Source organism: Mycobacterium stomatepiae, assembly GCF_010731715.1.
GTDB lineage: Bacteria > Actinomycetota > Actinomycetes > Mycobacteriales > Mycobacteriaceae > Mycobacterium > Mycobacterium stomatepiae.
This window is the reverse complement of the sequence record NZ_AP022587.1, coordinates 2,648,498-2,662,384: the sequence shown is the minus strand read 5'-3', so window position 1 is coordinate 2,662,384 and position 13,887 is coordinate 2,648,498. Positions and strand designations below refer to the sequence as shown.

17 protein-coding genes are annotated in these 13,887 nt (G+C 67.4%); 7 read left to right on the top strand and 10 right to left on the bottom strand.

Going from position 1 to position 13,887, the window contains the following annotated elements; translation table 11 throughout:
• Positions 1-87: 87 nt before the first annotated feature.
• Positions 88-360: a hypothetical protein gene (locus G6N54_RS12515; RefSeq protein WP_163787994.1), complete on the bottom strand. Its 273-nt coding sequence runs from the start codon at positions 358-360 to the stop codon at positions 88-90.
• On the opposite strand from G6N54_RS12515, the gene G6N54_RS12510 reads away from it, so the two are divergent.
• Both G6N54_RS12510 and G6N54_RS12505 read left to right on the top strand, forming a co-directional pair.
• Positions 298-735, top strand: coding sequence for an ATP-binding protein (locus tag G6N54_RS12510; RefSeq protein ID WP_163790426.1), 438 nt, complete (start codon positions 298-300; stop codon positions 733-735). The genes G6N54_RS12515 and G6N54_RS12510 overlap by 63 nt on opposite strands.
• Positions 732-1,526: an RNA polymerase sigma factor SigF gene (locus G6N54_RS12505; protein WP_163790425.1), complete on the top strand. Its 795-nt coding sequence runs from the start codon at positions 732-734 to the stop codon at positions 1,524-1,526. Before G6N54_RS12510 ends, G6N54_RS12505 begins: the two co-directional genes overlap by 4 nt.
• On the opposite strand, the gene G6N54_RS12500 is transcribed toward G6N54_RS12505, so the two are convergent.
• The 8 genes from G6N54_RS12500 to G6N54_RS12465 form a co-directional block, all read right to left on the bottom strand.
• Positions 1,497-1,910: an STAS domain-containing protein gene (locus G6N54_RS12500; RefSeq protein ID WP_163790424.1), complete on the bottom strand. Its 414-nt coding sequence runs from the start codon at positions 1,908-1,910 to the stop codon at positions 1,497-1,499. The two genes, G6N54_RS12505 and G6N54_RS12500, sit on opposite strands and share 30 nt — an antisense overlap.
• 196 nt (positions 1,911-2,106) lie before the next feature.
• Positions 2,107-3,903 carry an acetyl-CoA carboxylase biotin carboxylase subunit gene (locus G6N54_RS12495; RefSeq protein ID WP_163790423.1) on the bottom strand — a complete coding sequence of 599 codons (1,797 nt, stop codon included), beginning with the start codon at positions 3,901-3,903 and terminating at the stop codon, positions 2,107-2,109.
• A gap of 112 nt (positions 3,904-4,015) precedes the next feature.
• Positions 4,016-4,435: a SufE family protein gene (locus G6N54_RS12490; protein WP_163790422.1), complete on the bottom strand. Its 420-nt coding sequence runs from the start codon at positions 4,433-4,435 to the stop codon at positions 4,016-4,018.
• Positions 4,432-5,337, bottom strand: a complete 906-nt coding sequence (locus G6N54_RS12485; RefSeq protein WP_163790421.1) for a sulfurtransferase — start codon at positions 5,335-5,337, stop codon at positions 4,432-4,434. The genes G6N54_RS12490 and G6N54_RS12485 overlap by 4 nt, the downstream gene beginning before the upstream one ends.
• A 38-nt stretch (positions 5,338-5,375) precedes the next feature.
• Positions 5,376-5,861 (bottom strand): pyridoxamine 5'-phosphate oxidase family protein, encoded by a 486-nt coding sequence (locus G6N54_RS12480; RefSeq protein WP_163790420.1) that lies wholly within the window; start codon positions 5,859-5,861, stop codon positions 5,376-5,378.
• A gap of 10 nt (positions 5,862-5,871) precedes the next feature.
• Positions 5,872-6,543, bottom strand: coding sequence for a Maf family protein (locus G6N54_RS12475; RefSeq protein WP_163790419.1), 672 nt, complete (start codon positions 6,541-6,543; stop codon positions 5,872-5,874).
• Complete coding sequence (locus tag G6N54_RS12470; protein WP_163790418.1) at positions 6,540-6,815, bottom strand: acyl-CoA carboxylase subunit epsilon; 276 nt, start codon at positions 6,813-6,815, stop codon at positions 6,540-6,542. The genes G6N54_RS12475 and G6N54_RS12470 overlap by 4 nt, the downstream gene beginning before the upstream one ends.
• The gene (locus tag G6N54_RS12465; RefSeq protein ID WP_163790417.1) at positions 6,812-8,452 is read right to left on the bottom strand and encodes an acyl-CoA carboxylase subunit beta; all 1,641 of its coding nucleotides are present in this window, start codon (positions 8,450-8,452) and stop codon (positions 6,812-6,814) included. The genes G6N54_RS12470 and G6N54_RS12465 overlap by 4 nt, the downstream gene beginning before the upstream one ends.
• A gap of 84 nt (positions 8,453-8,536) precedes the next feature.
• On the opposite strand from G6N54_RS12465, the gene G6N54_RS12460 reads away from it, so the two are divergent.
• From G6N54_RS12460 to G6N54_RS12450, 3 genes are read left to right on the top strand one after another with little or no spacing between them, the layout of a single operon-like run.
• Positions 8,537-10,099, top strand: a complete 1,563-nt coding sequence (locus tag G6N54_RS12460) for an FAD-binding protein (RefSeq protein WP_163790416.1) — start codon at positions 8,537-8,539, stop codon at positions 10,097-10,099.
• A complete protein-coding gene (locus G6N54_RS12455; RefSeq protein ID WP_163790415.1) occupies positions 10,096-10,905 on the top strand; it encodes a biotin--[acetyl-CoA-carboxylase] ligase in 810 nt (269 codons plus the stop codon). The genes G6N54_RS12460 and G6N54_RS12455 overlap by 4 nt, the downstream gene beginning before the upstream one ends.
• Positions 10,906-10,914: 9 nt before the next feature.
• Entirely contained in the window at positions 10,915-11,433 is a 519-nt protein-coding gene (locus G6N54_RS12450) for a PH domain-containing protein (RefSeq protein ID WP_163790414.1), read from the top strand.
• Here G6N54_RS12450 and G6N54_RS12445 read toward each other — a convergent pair.
• Positions 11,388-12,047 carry a GtrA family protein gene (locus G6N54_RS12445; protein WP_163790413.1) on the bottom strand — a complete coding sequence of 220 codons (660 nt, stop codon included), beginning with the start codon at positions 12,045-12,047 and terminating at the stop codon, positions 11,388-11,390. The two genes, G6N54_RS12450 and G6N54_RS12445, sit on opposite strands and share 46 nt — an antisense overlap.
• Positions 12,048-12,145: 98 nt before the next feature.
• Between G6N54_RS12445 and G6N54_RS12440 the strand changes: the two genes are divergently transcribed.
• Together G6N54_RS12440 and purE are read left to right on the top strand one after the other, a co-directional pair.
• Positions 12,146-13,360 carry a 5-(carboxyamino)imidazole ribonucleotide synthase gene (locus tag G6N54_RS12440; protein WP_163790412.1) on the top strand — a complete coding sequence of 405 codons (1,215 nt, stop codon included), beginning with the start codon at positions 12,146-12,148 and terminating at the stop codon, positions 13,358-13,360.
• A complete protein-coding gene (purE, locus tag G6N54_RS12435; protein ID WP_163790411.1) occupies positions 13,353-13,868 on the top strand; it encodes a 5-(carboxyamino)imidazole ribonucleotide mutase in 516 nt (171 codons plus the stop codon). The genes G6N54_RS12440 and purE overlap by 8 nt, the downstream gene beginning before the upstream one ends.
• The last annotated feature ends 19 nt before the right edge of the window (positions 13,869-13,887 follow it).

Genomic DNA, 13,887 nt, shown 5'->3' with positions numbered 1-13,887 from the left:
CTGACCCGCAATTCGTAGGTTATGCGCCCCGTCGAGTGGGTATCAGGTCTAAACCATGATGAGTGCCCTCGATGATCTTCTGCGCGCTCACCCCATCAAGGGGGACAGAATCATGAAAGCACTGACGTAGATCTCTACTGCGATGACGATCAGAAGGGCCTGTGTGATTCCGGCAGCCAACGCGATGTGCCCGAGTGCGCGCGTGCTGGGTTTGTCGACGGTGTCTGGCGCGTCGAGGCACGAATGGCGCGCCCCAAAGCGAGGGGTAGTGTGAGCCATACGTTGCCGGGAGACCATATGACCGATATTGAATTGCGCGCTGAACAGCGTAAACATGGCCAAAGGGCCGTCGAATTGCATGTTGCTGCGCGCCTGGAGAACCTGGCGATGCTGCGCACGCTGGTGGGTGCGATCGGCACCTACGAGGACCTGGACTTCGACGCCGTTGCGGATCTGCGGCTCGCGGTCGACGAGGTCTGCACCCGGCTGATCCGCTCCGCCACCCCGGACGCGACGCTGCGCGTGGTGGTCGACCCGAAGGAAGACGAACTGGTGGTCGAGGCGTCCGCCGCGTGCGAGACCCACGACGTGGTGTCGCCCGGCAGCTTCAGCTGGCATGTCCTGACGTCGCTGGCCGACGACGTCCAGACCTTCCACGACGGGCGCGAACCCCGTGAAACCGGCAGCGTATTCGGAATAACGCTGACGGCGCGACGGGCGGCCGCTGGCCGGTGACAGCGCAAGCTGACGGCGGTTCGGGCTCGTCACGCCCAAACGAATACGCCGATGTTCCGGATATGTTCCGTGAGCTGGCGTCGATCGCGGCCGACTCGGCAGAATTCCAGCGCCAACGGGACAAGATCGTCGAGCGGTGTCTGCCGCTGGCCGATCACATCGCCCGCAGGTTCGAGGGCCGCGGCGAGCCGCGCGACGACCTGGTTCAGGTAGCCCGGGTCGGCTTGGTCAACGCCGTGGTGCGCTTCGACGTCGAGACGGGATCGGACTTCGTGTCGTTCGCGGTGCCCACGATCATGGGTGAGGTCCGCCGCCACTTCCGGGACAACAGCTGGTCGGTCAAGGTTCCGCGGCGCCTCAAGGAGCTGCACCTGCGGCTCGGCAGCGCGACCGCCGAACTGTCCCAACGCCTCGGGCGGGCACCCACCGCCACCGAACTCGCGGCCGAGCTGGAAATGGACCGCGCCGAGGTCGTCGAGGGTCTGGTGGCGGGCAGCTCCTACAACACCTTGTCCATCGACACCGGTGGGGGCGGAGGCGACGAAGAGGACGCCCGTGCCATCGCCGACACGTTGGGCGACGTCGACGCCAGCATCGATCGCATCGAGGACCGCGAGTCGCTACGCCCGTTGCTGGAGGGCCTGCCCGAGCGGGAGCGAACGGTGTTGGTGCTCAGGTTCTTTGAGTCGATGACGCAGACACAGATCGCCGAGCGAGTCGGTATCTCGCAGATGCACGTATCGCGGCTGCTGGCTAAATCGCTAACGCGCCTGCGCGACCAGTTGGAGTAGCGGCCGCGCGTCGTGGGCCGCCACCCGTTCCAGCAGCGGCTCCTCGATCGGTGTCGTCACCGGAAGGGTGCCGTCGGGGTCGCAGACGCGCAACAGCCGCCGGACCGCCGGGCTCGGCACCATCGCCCAGCTCAGCTGGGCGCCCGAGCACACCACGTTGATGCGGTGCAGCGCCGAAAAGCCAGCAGTACCAATGAAATCCAGATCGCGCATATCGACGATCACTCGGCTGGCGCGACGTGCATTGCGCTCGACATAGACGGCGAGCTGATCGGAGTTCGCCGCGTCGAGCTCGCCGTCGACGGTGATGACCGTGCCCGACGCGCTCCAGGTGGCGCTGAATTGGGCCGTTCGGCATTGTTGCCAGGATTGGGTCACAGACATTGCTTCGCTCCCTCAAACCGAGGATTGGTGTGAGGACTACGTCAACAATGAAATAACGCTGAAGGTGGGGAATTCGCCTTCCGCGCGGCGCTGACGTGTCCGGGCGGCTGTGAACTCAACCTGACCGCAACCCTACCCCCGGTGCCGGAGACCGACAACGTTTACCTAGCTGATTCCCAGAAAGCCTGGTCAGCAGCTATTTGATCTCGGCGAGCACCGTGCCCTGAGTGATGGCGGCGCCCGCCTCGACCGCGAGGCCGGTGATGGTGCCCTCCTTGTGCGCGGTGACCGGGTTCTCCATCTTCATCGCTTCGAGGACCACGACCAGATCGCCGACGGCGACCTGCTGTCCCTCCTCGACCGCGACCTTGACCACGGTGCCCTGCATGGGCGCGGTGACCGCGTCACCCGAGGCCGCCGCACCGCCGTGCGCGCCGCGCTTGCGGGGCTTCGGCTTCTTGCGGACCACGCCGGCCGGATCGGCGGCCGCGCCGTTGGACAGCGCCAGGTCGCCGGGCAGCGACACCTCGAGGCGACGGCCGTCGACCTCGACAACCACCTTCTGGCGGGGCCGCGTCTCGTCCTCGTCGACTGGGCCACCGCCGGTGAACGGCTCGACGGTGTTGTTCCACTCGGTCTCGATCCAGCGGGTGTGTACGTCGAAGCTCTCGCCGTCGCCGATGAAGGCCGGGTCGCTGACCACCGCGCGGTGGAACGGGATGACGGTCGCCAGACCTTCGACGTGGAACTCGTCCAGCGCCCGGCGGGACCGTGCCAGCGCCTCTTCGCGGGTGGCGCCGTACACGATCAGCTTGGACAGCATCGAGTCGAACTGGCCGCCGATCACGGAGCCGGCTTCCACACCGGAATCGAGCCGGACGCCGGGCCCGGTCGGGATGTCGTAGCGGGTGACCGGGCCGGGTGCGGGCAGGAAGCCGCGGCCGGCGTCCTCGCCGTTGATGCGGAACTCGATGGCGTGCCCACGCGGAGTCGGATCCTCGGTGATGTCCAGCTTTTCGCCGTTGGCGATCTTGAACTGCTGCTGCACCAGGTCGATGCCCGCGGTCTCTTCGGTGACCGGGTGTTCCACCTGCAGACGGGTGTTCACCTCGAGGAAGGAGATCAGGCCGTCCTGGCCGACCAGGTACTCGACGGTGCCGGCGCCGTAGTAGCCGGCCTCCTTGCAGATGCGCTTGGCGGACTCGTGGATCTCCTTGCGCTGCGCGTCGGTGAGGAACGGCGCCGGCGCTTCTTCCACCAGCTTCTGGAAGCGGCGCTGCAGCGAGCAGTCACGGGTGCCGGCGACGACGACGTTGCCGTGGGTGTCGGCGATCACCTGGGCCTCGACGTGGCGCGGCTTGTCCAGGTAGCGCTCGACGAAGCACTCGCCGCGGCCGAACGCGGCGACGGCCTCGCGGGTCGCCGACTCGAACAGCTCGGGGATCTCCTCGATGCTGCGCGCGACCTTCATGCCGCGGCCACCGCCACCGAATGCCGCCTTGATCGCGACCGGCACGCCGTACTCCTTGGCGAAGGCGACGACCTCGTCGGCATCCTTGACCGGGTCGGGGGTGCCCGGCACCAGCGGCGCCTGGGCGCGGGCGGCGATGTGGCGCGCGGTGACCTTGTCGCCGAGGTCGCGGATGGATTGCGGGCTCGGCCCGATCCAGATCAGGTTGGCGTCCAGCACCGCCTGGGCGAAGTCGGCGTTCTCCGACAGGAAGCCGTAGCCCGGGTGGATGGCGTTGGCGCCGGACTTGGCCGCCGCGTCCAGAATTTTGGCGAAGTCCAGGTAGGACTCGGCGGAAGTCTGACCGCCCAGCGCGAACGCCTCGTCGGCCAGACGCACGTGCGGGGCGTCGGCGTCGGGTTCGGCGTACACCGCCACGCTGGACAGGCCCGCGTCGCGGGCCGCCCGGATCACCCGGACAGCGATTTCGCCGCGGTTGGCGACGAGCACCTTGGAGATCCGTGAGCTGGCGTGACTAGGCACCTGCGCCTCCTGTGTATGGCTAGACGTCGTCTTCGTCTCTAAGAGAATTTCTTACAAGTCTTGTCGGGGGAAGTTTAGGCGGCGCGCCGAGAGCGCCGATACCCGGTCCCACTCAAGCCGTCTCGCGCAATCGCCGTTTGATGCGGGCCAGCATCGCCGACATGCCCCGCAGCCGCAGCGGGCTGATCAGCGCGGCCAGGCCGGGTTCGCTGTAGAAGTCTTCGGGCACTGCCAGGATGTCGGCGGTGGATTGTCCGTCGAGGCCGGCGGCCAGGATCGAAGCGAATCCGCGGGTGGTCGGCGCCTCGGCGGGAGCGCTGAAATACAGCCGCACTCGATTCGGGTCGTGCGCGTCGACATGCAGGAACAGCGGCGACTGGCACTCGGGAACCGGCTCCATCGCCGCTTCGGCCAGATCGTCGGGCAGCTCCGGCAGGTCGTCGGCGAACTCCAGCAACAGCTTCAGCTTGTCCTGACCCTGCACTTCGGCGAAGTCGGACACCACCTCGGCCAGCGGTGCGGGCAAAGTCATCGGGCCGGTACGGCTCCCGGTGCCTGTCCTGGTTCTTCGCCCGCGACGATCGGCACCCGCACCGTGTTGCCCCACTCGGTCCATGACCCGTCGTAATTGCGGACGCCGGGCTTGCCCAGTAAGTGGGTCAGCACGAACCAGGTGTGGCTAGACCGCTCGCCGATGCGGCAGTAGACGACGGTCTTGTCGTCCGGTTGCAGGAACCCGTACAGCTCTTCGAGTTCCTCGCGGCTGCGGAAGCGGCCGTTCTCGTCGACCGCCTTGCCCCACGGGATCGACCGGGCGGTAGGGATGTGACCGGCGCGCAGCGCCCCCTCTTCGGGGTAGTCGGGCATGTGCGTGCGCTTGCCGGTGTACTCGTCCGGTGAGCGGACGTCGATCAGCGGCTGGCTGCCCAGGACCTCCAGCACGTCGTCCTTGAAGGCGCGGATCGGTGCGTCGTTGCGCGCGACGACGGGATAGCCCGTTGAGGTCTTGGTCGGCACTTCGAGGCTGGCGTCCCGTCGCTCGGACAGCCACAGGTCGCGCCCGCCGTTGAGCAAACGCACATCGGGGTGGCCGAACAGGGTGAAGACCCACAGCGCATACGCCGCCCACCAGTTGCTCTTGTCTCCGTAGATCACCACGGTGTCGTCGCGCGAGATGCCTTTGCGATCCATCAGTTCCGCGAACTGCGCACCGGAGATGTAGTCGCGGACCCGCGGGTCGTTGAGGTCGGTGTGCCAGTCGATCTTGACCGCGCCGGGGATATGCCCGACGTCGTAGAGCAACACGTCCTCGTCGGATTCGACGATGGCCAAACCGGGCGAGCCCATGTGGCCGGACAGCCAGTCGGCGGTGACTAAGCGTTCGGGGTGGGCGTAGGCCGAAAGCGTTGGGCTGGAATCGGGGGGTAGCGACACAGGGCAAAGCCTACTCAGCGCCACGGGCCGTCTGCGCCTCAGTCTTTGGCGACCACGCGTTCCGGCCGTCCCGGCTGCCAGACCGTGACTTCGAGGCGTTCGTCGCGCAGCGCGATCGCCGATGCGCCGGTAATCTCGGTGCCGAAGAAGGCGAATTCCTCGCCGCGCAGATCCAATCCGGTGTCCTCGACCAAGTCCTCGATGAACCGTTCGCGCCGCGCCGGGTCGGTGCATTCGTGCGCGAGGCCCCACAGCTTGGCGTCGTCCTCGGTCAGCTGGGTGTCGACCGTCGCGGTGTGCAGGCAAAACCGTGGATCACGCAGCAGGTCGGCGAATTTGGTGGTGCCCGGCATCCCCGGCAGCCACAATCGGTCCCCGAAAATCCGGGGCTCCATCGGGGAGATGCGTGGGAATCCGTCGGATCGCGTGGTCGCGAGCAGGCACAGATTGCCGGTGGCGCGATGGCGCCGAGTGAAGACTTCGGCGATGGCCGGCGCTGCGGCGACGAACTCTGCCCAGGTCATGGATTCGACACTAGGTCCGGGCGCCGACATCTCCCGCGTCGTGTTGAAACCCGTTGTCCGCCCACAGCGTCGCGATGGACAGGCCGGCTCGGCGCAACAGCGCACGCGTCAACGGCAAGCCGATTCCGATCACCGCCGACGGGTCGCCGTCGACGCCGTCGATGAACCATCCACCCAGGCCGTCCAGGGTGAACCCGCCCGCGACCCGCAACGATTCCCCATCGGCCAAGTAGGCCTCGAGGTCGTCGGGCTCTGGTGCTCCGAAATGCACTGTAGTGATGGATGTTTCGGATTCGCAGTGGGCAATGTCGTTGTCCTGCAGGCGAATAACGCAGTGGCCGGTATAGAGCTGGCCGGATCGCCCGGCCATCGACTGCCAGAGGGTGCGGGCGGCTTCGATGGATTCCGGTTTGCCGCATAGCCGGCCGTCCAGGTAGAGCATCGAATCGCAGCCTACGACAACACAATCCGCCGACAACGGGCGTTTCAGGCAGGCCGCGACGTCCTCGGCTTTGGCTCGAGCCAGCGCGCACACCACATCGGCGGGCGAGGCGTCGGGTCCCAGACCGGCGATCAGGCGATCCTCGTCGACGCCGGAGACGACGACCAGGGGATCGATGCCCGCCTGGCGCAGCACCTTGAGGCGGCCGCTTGATGCCGACCCGAGCACCAGTCGGGTCATCGCTGCATGTGGATGCGTTCCTGCAGGGTGACTCGCTGGTAATTGCTGATCGCATAGCGCAGCTTGTCGACCGGAAGGCCCCAGCGGGTGCTTTCGGGCTGCTCGGGCTGCGCGCCACCGCCGGCGCTGCCCAGCACCGTGACCAGCGCCGCCACCTCCGCGGCCGTGGGACGGCCCCGCAGAATCTTGATGTGCGGCAGGTGCGGGGTGTCGGCAGCCTCGGTGGCCTCGTCGATGTCGCTCACCGGGCCTGAACCGTTCGCTTCGCTCATAGCGGAATGTTCCCGTGCTTCTTCGGCGGCAGGTGGGAGATCTTGCGTTCCAGCAGACGCAGCGACGTCGCGATGTAACCGCGGGTGTGCGACGGCGGGATCACCGAGTCGACGTATCCGCGCTCGGCGGCGACGTACGGGTTGACCAGGGTGTCCTCGTACTCCTGCTGCAACTGCAACCGCAGCTCATCAACATCGCGGCCCTCCTTGGCGGCCTCTTTGAGCTGCTGGCGGTAGACGAAGCCGACGGCACCCGAGGCGCCCATCACCGCGATCTGCGCGGTCGGCCAGGCCAGGTTGACGTCGCACCCCATGTCCTTGGAACCCATCACGCAGTAGGCGCCGCCGTAGGCCTTGCGGGTGATCACGGTGATCTTGGGGACGGTCGCCTCGCCGTAGGCGAACAGCAGCTTGGCCCCGCGCCGGATGATGCCGTTGTATTCCTGGCCGGTGCCCGGCAGGAAGCCCGGCACGTCGACCAGCATGATGATCGGGATGTTGAAGCAGTCGCAGGTCCGCACGAACCGGGCCGCCTTCTCCGAGGCGTTGATGTCCAGGCAGCCCGCGAACTGGGTCGGTTGGTTGGCCACGATCCCGACCGGACGGCCGTCGACGCGGCCGAATCCGACGACGATGTTCTGCGCGTAACCGCCCTGCACTTCCAGGAATTCGTCGTCGTCGAGGATGCGGGTGATCACCTCGTGCATGTCGTACGGCTGGTTCGGCGAGTCGGGGATCAGGGTGTCCAGCTCGAGGTCCTCGTCGGTGAGGTTGTCCTCGATCGCCCCTTCCGGGGCCGGCACGGCGTAGCGGGGCGCGTCGGTGAAGTTGTTGGGCGGCAGATAGCCCAGCAGGTCGCGGACCCAGTCGAAGGCGTCCTGCTCGCCGGAGGCGACGTAGTGCAAGGTGCCCGACTTGGCCATGTGGGTGTGGGCGCCGCCGAGTTCCTCCATCGTGACGTCCTCGCCGGTGACGGTCTTGATGACGTCAGGGCCGGTGATGAACATCTGGCTGGTCTGGTCGACCATCACGACGAAGTCGGTCAGGGCGGGGGAGTAGACGTGCCCGCCGGCCGCGGCGCCCATGATCAGCGAGATCTGCGGAATCACGCCGGAGGCGAGGATGTTGTTGCGGAAGATGCGGCTGTACAGGCCCAGCGAGACGACGCCCTCCTGGATCCGCGCGCCGGCGCCGTCGTTGATGCCGATCAGCGGGCGGCCGGTCTTGATCGCCAGCTCCTGGACCTTGACGATCTTCTCGCCGTACACCTCGCCGAGGCTGCCGCCGAACACCGTGGCGTCCTGGCTGAAGATGCAGACGTCGCGGCCGTCGATGGTGCCGTAGCCGGTGATCACGCCGTCGCCGAGCGGGCGGTTGGCGTCCAGGCCGAAATTGGTGCTGCGGTGCTTGGCCAGCGCGTCGAGCTCGACGAACGAGTCCTCGTCGAGCAGCGCGAGGATGCGCTCTCGGGCGGTCAGCTTGCCCTTGGCGTGCACCTTCTCGACGGCCTCTTCGCCGACGGGGTGCAGGGACTCTTCGCGGCGCTTGTGCAGTTCGGCCAGCTTGCCCGCGGTGGTGTGGATGTCGATGGTGTGCTCGGCAGCGGGTTCCGCAGTGTGGTCGGTAACGCTCGTCATGGGAGTCGATGTTATCGGCCGCCGCACGCGACGCGTGGGAGGCCCTTAGTAAGGCCTTAAGGAGTCTGGCAGTAGTCTCCGCTGATGGGCGCCGACCCGGCAATCGACTGGACCGAAGAACACGACGTGCTGGTCGCGGGGTCGGGCGGCGGCGGGGTCACCGGCGCCTACACCGCGGCGCGGGAAGGCCTCGACGTGCTGCTGGTCGAGGCGACTTCGAAATTCGGTGGCACGACGGCCTACTCGGGCGGGGGCGGCGTCTGGTTCCCGTGCAATCCCGTGCTCGTCCGGGCCGGCATGGACGACGACACAATCGAGGACGCGCTCACCTACTATCGGGCCGTCGTCGGCGAGCGCACGCCCCGCGACCTGCAAGAGACGTTCGTGCGTGGCGGTGCGCCGCTGATCGAGTACCTCGAGGGCGACCCGAACATCAAATTCGTGCCGCTGCCATGGCCCGACTACTACGGCAAGGCGCCCAAGGCGCGCCTGGACGGCCAGCGCCACATCGCCGCCAAGCCGTTGAAGGTGGCCGCCGCTCCCGAATTGCGCGACGCGATCCGCGGGCCGCTGGACACCGACCGGCTCGGTGCCGAGACTCCGTCGGACTACTACCTCGGCGGCCGTGCACTGATCGCGCGTTTCCTCAAGGCCATCGAGCAATACCCCACCGCGTCGCTGCAACGCGACACCGCGCTGGTCGAGCTGGTGGTGTCCGACGGCCGGGTGACCGGAGCGATCGTCGAGACCGCCGGCAGACGCCGGGCGATCCGCACCCGATTGGGTGTGCTGCTGGCCGCGGGCGGTTTCGAAGCCAACGAGGAGTTGCGCCGCGAATACGGTGTGCCGGGCGTGGCGCGAGACACCATGGGAGGCCCGGGAAGTCGCGGACTGGCGCTGCGGGCCGGCATCGCCGCGGGCGCCGATACCGATCTGCTCGATCAGGCCTGGTGGTCGCCGGGCATGACCCATCCCGACGGCCGCTCGGCGTTCGCGCTGTGGTTCACCGGCGGCATCTTCGTCAACGAGCACGGCAACCGGTTCGTCAACGAGTCGAGGGCCTACGACCGGGCCGGGCGCGAGATCATCGCGCAGCTGCAGGACGGCTCAATGTCGTTGCCGTACTGGATGATCTACGACGACAAGGAAGGCGAGGTGCCGCCGGTCAAGGCCGCCAACGTGTCCATCGTCGAGACCGAGAAGTACGTCGCCGCCGGGTTATGGCACACCGCCGACACCCTCGAGGAGCTGGCCGCCATGATCGGGGTCCTGCCCGATCGGCTGGTCGCAACGGTGGCCCGGTTCAACGGTTTTGCCGCCTCCGGTGTCGACGAGGACTTCGGCCGCGGTGACGAGGCGTTCGATCGCGCGTTCTCGGCGGGTGCGTCGCCGCTGGTGCCCATCGATCAGCCGCCGTATCACGCCGCGGTGTTCGGCATTTCCGATCTGGGCACCAAGGGCGGGCTGCGCACCGACGCCGCGGCGCGCGTGCTCGACAAGTCCGGCAACCCGATCCCCGGTCTGTACGCGGCGGGTAACACGATGGCCGCGCCCAGCGGGCTGGCGTATCCCGGTGGGGGCAACCCGATCGGGACCAGCATGGTGTTCAGCCATTTGGCCGCGCTCGACATGCGGGACCGGCGATGAACCGGGACTCACTGAGGCCGCCATTGGATGCGGCTGCACTGCGCAAAGAGCTCGTCGGAACCGGAATAGGTTGGCGGCGCCTCGATGTCGTCGAGCAGACCGGTTCCACCAACGCCGATCTGCTGGCCCGCGCGGCCGACGGCACCGACATCGCCGGGGCGGTGCTGATCGCCGAACATCAGACCGCGGGTCGCGGGAGACACGGCCGCCGCTGGTCGGCGTCGCCGCGGGCACAGATCACGATGTCGGTCGCGGTCAGCGTCGTCGACGTCCCGGTCACGGGGTGGGGCTGGCTGCCGCTGGCCACCGGCGTGGCGGTGGTCGACGCCGTCGCCCCGTTGCTACCGGCCGGGGTGGAACTGGGCCTCAAGTGGCCCAACGACGTGCTCGCCGGGGGCGGCAAGCTGGCCGGGATTCTTGCCGAGGTCGCCCGCCCGGTCGTGGTAATTGGCTTGGGGCTCAACGTGACTCAGGCGCCCGAGGAGGTCGACGGACCGGGCGCGACCTCACTGCTCGACCTGGGCGTCCCCGCCCCCGACCGCGACCAGCTGGTTGGCTCGGTGTTGCGGGAGCTCGGGGGGCGGATCGTCAGGTGGCAGACCGCTCGCGGTGCCGACTGGCAGTTAGCCGCCGACTACCGGACGCACAGCCTGACGGTCGGCAGCCGGGTGCGTGCCCAGCTGCCGGGCGGGAAGGAAATCGTCGGCACTGCCAGCGGTATCGACGATCACGGCCGGCTGTGCTTGGAGACCGGTAACGAGACCGTCGTCGTTTCGGCCGGTGACGTCGTTCATTTGCGGGGCTAATGTCACCACATGAGCTATCCCGATAACGCCCTGGCCGCCGGCGAACAGGTTGTCATACATCGTCATCCGCACTGGAAGCGATTGATCTGGCCCGTCGTGATTTTCATCCTGGCGACCGGGCTGGCGGCCTTCGGCTCCGGGTACGTCAACTCTACGCACTGGGAGCAGACGGCCAAGAACATCGTCCACGGTGTCATCTGGGTGATCTGGCTGGTGATCGTCGGCTGGCTGACGTTGTGGCCGTTCTTGACTTGGCTCACCACACATTTCGTCGTCACCAATCGCCGCGTGATGTATCGGCACGGATTGCTGACCCGCAGCGGTATCGACATCCCGCTGGCGCGGATTAACAGCGTGGAATTCCGGGACAAGATTTGGGAGCGCCTATTTCGCACCGGGACACTGATTATCGAGTCGGCGTCACAAGACCCGTTGGAGTTCTACAACATTCCGCGGTTGCGCGAGGTACACGCGCTGTTATATCACGAAGTTTTCGACACCCTGGGTTCCGAGGAGTCGCCGAGCTGAGAATTCCGGCTCGCCCGATTGCGCCAGGCGCGCAGCATGGTGACGTTGCCGGACTCGACCTCGTCCTCGAATACCTCGGCGATCCCGCCGGCGGTGAGCGCGGATTCCAGTGCCTTGTCGGGATTGCGGGCGAACTGGTCGGGGAACACCCAGCGCCGGAACGCCCAGAACCGGAACGCCATCTGCAGCAGGTTGCCGATGATGTAGGCGGAGATGAAGTCGGCGATATTCTCCACGGCCAGCGACACCGTCGGCTCCCGTAGCTGCAGCACGTAGCTGGAAACCCACAGCGGTGCCATGCTCAGCAGCACGCCCACGCCACTGAACGCGAAGAACAGCAGCGCCTCGTGATGGCGCTCGCGGCCGCCCCGGTCGCGGAAGCTCCACTCTCGGTTCAGCACGTAGGACGCGATGACCGCGACAATGCCCGCGATCACCTTGGCCGTTACCGGCTTGGTGTCCAGAATCGTGAGCTTGAGGGTGTAGAAAATTGCCGAGTCGATGATGAAGGTGGTGCCCCCGACGATGGCAAATTTGATGAATTCATGATGGCGCTGCGCAGAGGGCTGAAAGGCCGCAGGTAAGCGCGCGATCGTGGCATCAGCGAAGGACACAACAGCTGAGTCTACGGACGGACTCGAAAACGGCGCAAAATGGTACCTAACGATTTCGCGTCATAGCCGGTCAACACACCGGCGGGTGTCGTGACACCATGATGGCCGTGCCGAGTACACCCACCCCGCAGGTCGCCATGGTCGGCGGCGGCCAACTAGCCCGGATGACGCACCAGGCCGCGATTGCGCTGGGGCAGAGCCTGCGGGTGCTGGCCACCGCTGCCGACGAGCCCGCCGCCCAGGTCACACCCAATGTGGTGATCGGATCGCACACCGATCTGGAAGACCTGCGCCGGGTCGCCGCCGGCGCCGGCGTCCTGACCTTCGATCACGAGCAGGTCCCGACCGAGCTGCTGGAGAAACTGGTCGCCGAGGGCATCAACGTGGCACCGCCGCCGCACGCTTTGGTGCACGCCCAGGACAAGCTGGTGATGCGCCGCCGGCTGGACGCCCTGGGTGCCCCGGTGCCGCGCTATGCCGAGATCCGAAGCGTCGACGAGCTCGATGCCTTCGCCCGGCGTATGGGCGGCCCCGTGGTCGTGAAATCGGTTCGCGGCGGGTACGACGGGCGCGGGGTGCGGATGGCCCGCGACCCGTTGCACGCCCGGGAAATTGCCGAAAGCTTTTTGGCCGATGGGGTGCCGGTGATGGCCGAGGAGCAGGTGGACATGCGCCGCGAGTTGTCGGCCCTGGTGGCGCGTTCGCCGTTCGGGCAGGGCGCCGCGTGGCCGGTGGTGGAGACTGTGCAGGCCGACGGGATCTGCGTGCAGGTGATCGCGCCGGCGCGGGACCTGCCCTCCGACGTCGCCGCGGCCGCCCAGCAGCTGGCGCTGCGGCTGGCCTCCGAGCTCGGCGTGGTCGGTGTGCTGGCGGTCGAGTTGTTCGAGACCCCGGACGGCGCACTGCTGGTCAACGAGCTCGCGATGCGGCCGCATAACTCCGGGCACTGGACGATGGACGGGTCGCGCACCAGCCAGTTCGAGCAGCACGTACGGGCGGTGCTGGACTACCCGCTCGGCGACACCGATGCCATCGCGCCGGTGACCGTGATGGCCAACGTGCTGGGGGCCGCGCACCCACCGGAGATGGCCGCGATGTCTATTGATGAGCGTTTGCACCACCTGTACGCGCGGCTGCCCGACGCCCGGGTGCACCTCTACGGCAAGACCGAACGTCCGGGTCGCAAGGTCGGGCATATCAATTTTCTGGGCGACGACGTCGCGGACTTGCTGAAGCTGCGTGAACGCGCCGAGCTGGCGGCACACTGGTTGGCATACGGGCAGTGGACGGATGGATGGGATCCACATGGGTAGCAATCCCCGCGTCGGGGTGATCATGGGCAGCGACAGCGACTGGTCGGTGATGGCCGACGCGGCCGCGGCGCTGGCCGAGTTCGACATCCCGGCTGAGGTCCGGGTGGTCTCGGCGCATCGCACCCCGGGGTTGATGTTCGATTACGCCCGCGGGGCGGCCGGCCGGGGCATCGAGGTGATCATCGCGGGCGCCGGGGGCGCCGCCCACCTGCCCGGCATGGTCGCCTCCGCGACGCCGTTGCCGGTGATCGGGGTTCCGGTGCCGCTGGCCCGGCTGGATGGCATGGACTCGCTGCTGTCGATCGTGCAGATGCCGGCCGGCGTGCCGGTGGCGACGGTCTCGATCGGCGGCGCCCGCAACGCCGGCCTGCTGGCGGTGCGAATGCTCGGCTCGTCCGACCCGGCACTGCGGGCCCGGATCGTCGCGTTTCAGGAGCAGCTGGCCGAGAGCGTGCGGGCCAAGGATGAGGCTCTTCAGGAGCTTCAGGGTAAAGTTACCCGCGAGTAGCAAGAGGGCTAGGAGACTT

Coding starts and splice junctions, on each gene's coding strand:
- G6N54_RS12515 (WP_163787994.1), bottom strand. CDS start 360: ATGCAATTCGACGGCCCTTTGGCCATGTTTACGCTGTTCAGCGCGCAA.
- G6N54_RS12450 (WP_163790414.1), top strand. CDS start 10,915: ATGAGCTATCCCGATAACGCCCTGGCCGCCGGCGAACAGGTTGTCATA.
- G6N54_RS12440 (WP_163790412.1), top strand. CDS start 12,146: ATGATGGCCGTGCCGAGTACACCCACCCCGCAGGTCGCCATGGTCGGC.
- G6N54_RS12470 (WP_163790418.1), bottom strand. CDS start 6,815: ATGAGCGAAGCGAACGGTTCAGGCCCGGTGAGCGACATCGACGAGGCC.
- G6N54_RS12510 (WP_163790426.1), top strand. CDS start 298: ATGACCGATATTGAATTGCGCGCTGAACAGCGTAAACATGGCCAAAGG.
- G6N54_RS12460 (WP_163790416.1), top strand. CDS start 8,537: ATGGGCGCCGACCCGGCAATCGACTGGACCGAAGAACACGACGTGCTG.
- G6N54_RS12480 (WP_163790420.1), bottom strand. CDS start 5,861: ATGACCTGGGCAGAGTTCGTCGCCGCAGCGCCGGCCATCGCCGAAGTC.
- G6N54_RS12465 (WP_163790417.1), bottom strand. CDS start 8,452: ATGACGAGCGTTACCGACCACACTGCGGAACCCGCTGCCGAGCACACC.
- purE (WP_163790411.1), top strand. CDS start 13,353: ATGGGTAGCAATCCCCGCGTCGGGGTGATCATGGGCAGCGACAGCGAC.
- G6N54_RS12475 (WP_163790419.1), bottom strand. CDS start 6,543: ATGACCCGACTGGTGCTCGGGTCGGCATCAAGCGGCCGCCTCAAGGTG.
- G6N54_RS12500 (WP_163790424.1), bottom strand. CDS start 1,910: ATGTCTGTGACCCAATCCTGGCAACAATGCCGAACGGCCCAATTCAGC.
- G6N54_RS12455 (WP_163790415.1), top strand. CDS start 10,096: ATGAACCGGGACTCACTGAGGCCGCCATTGGATGCGGCTGCACTGCGC.
- G6N54_RS12490 (WP_163790422.1), bottom strand. CDS start 4,435: ATGACTTTGCCCGCACCGCTGGCCGAGGTGGTGTCCGACTTCGCCGAA.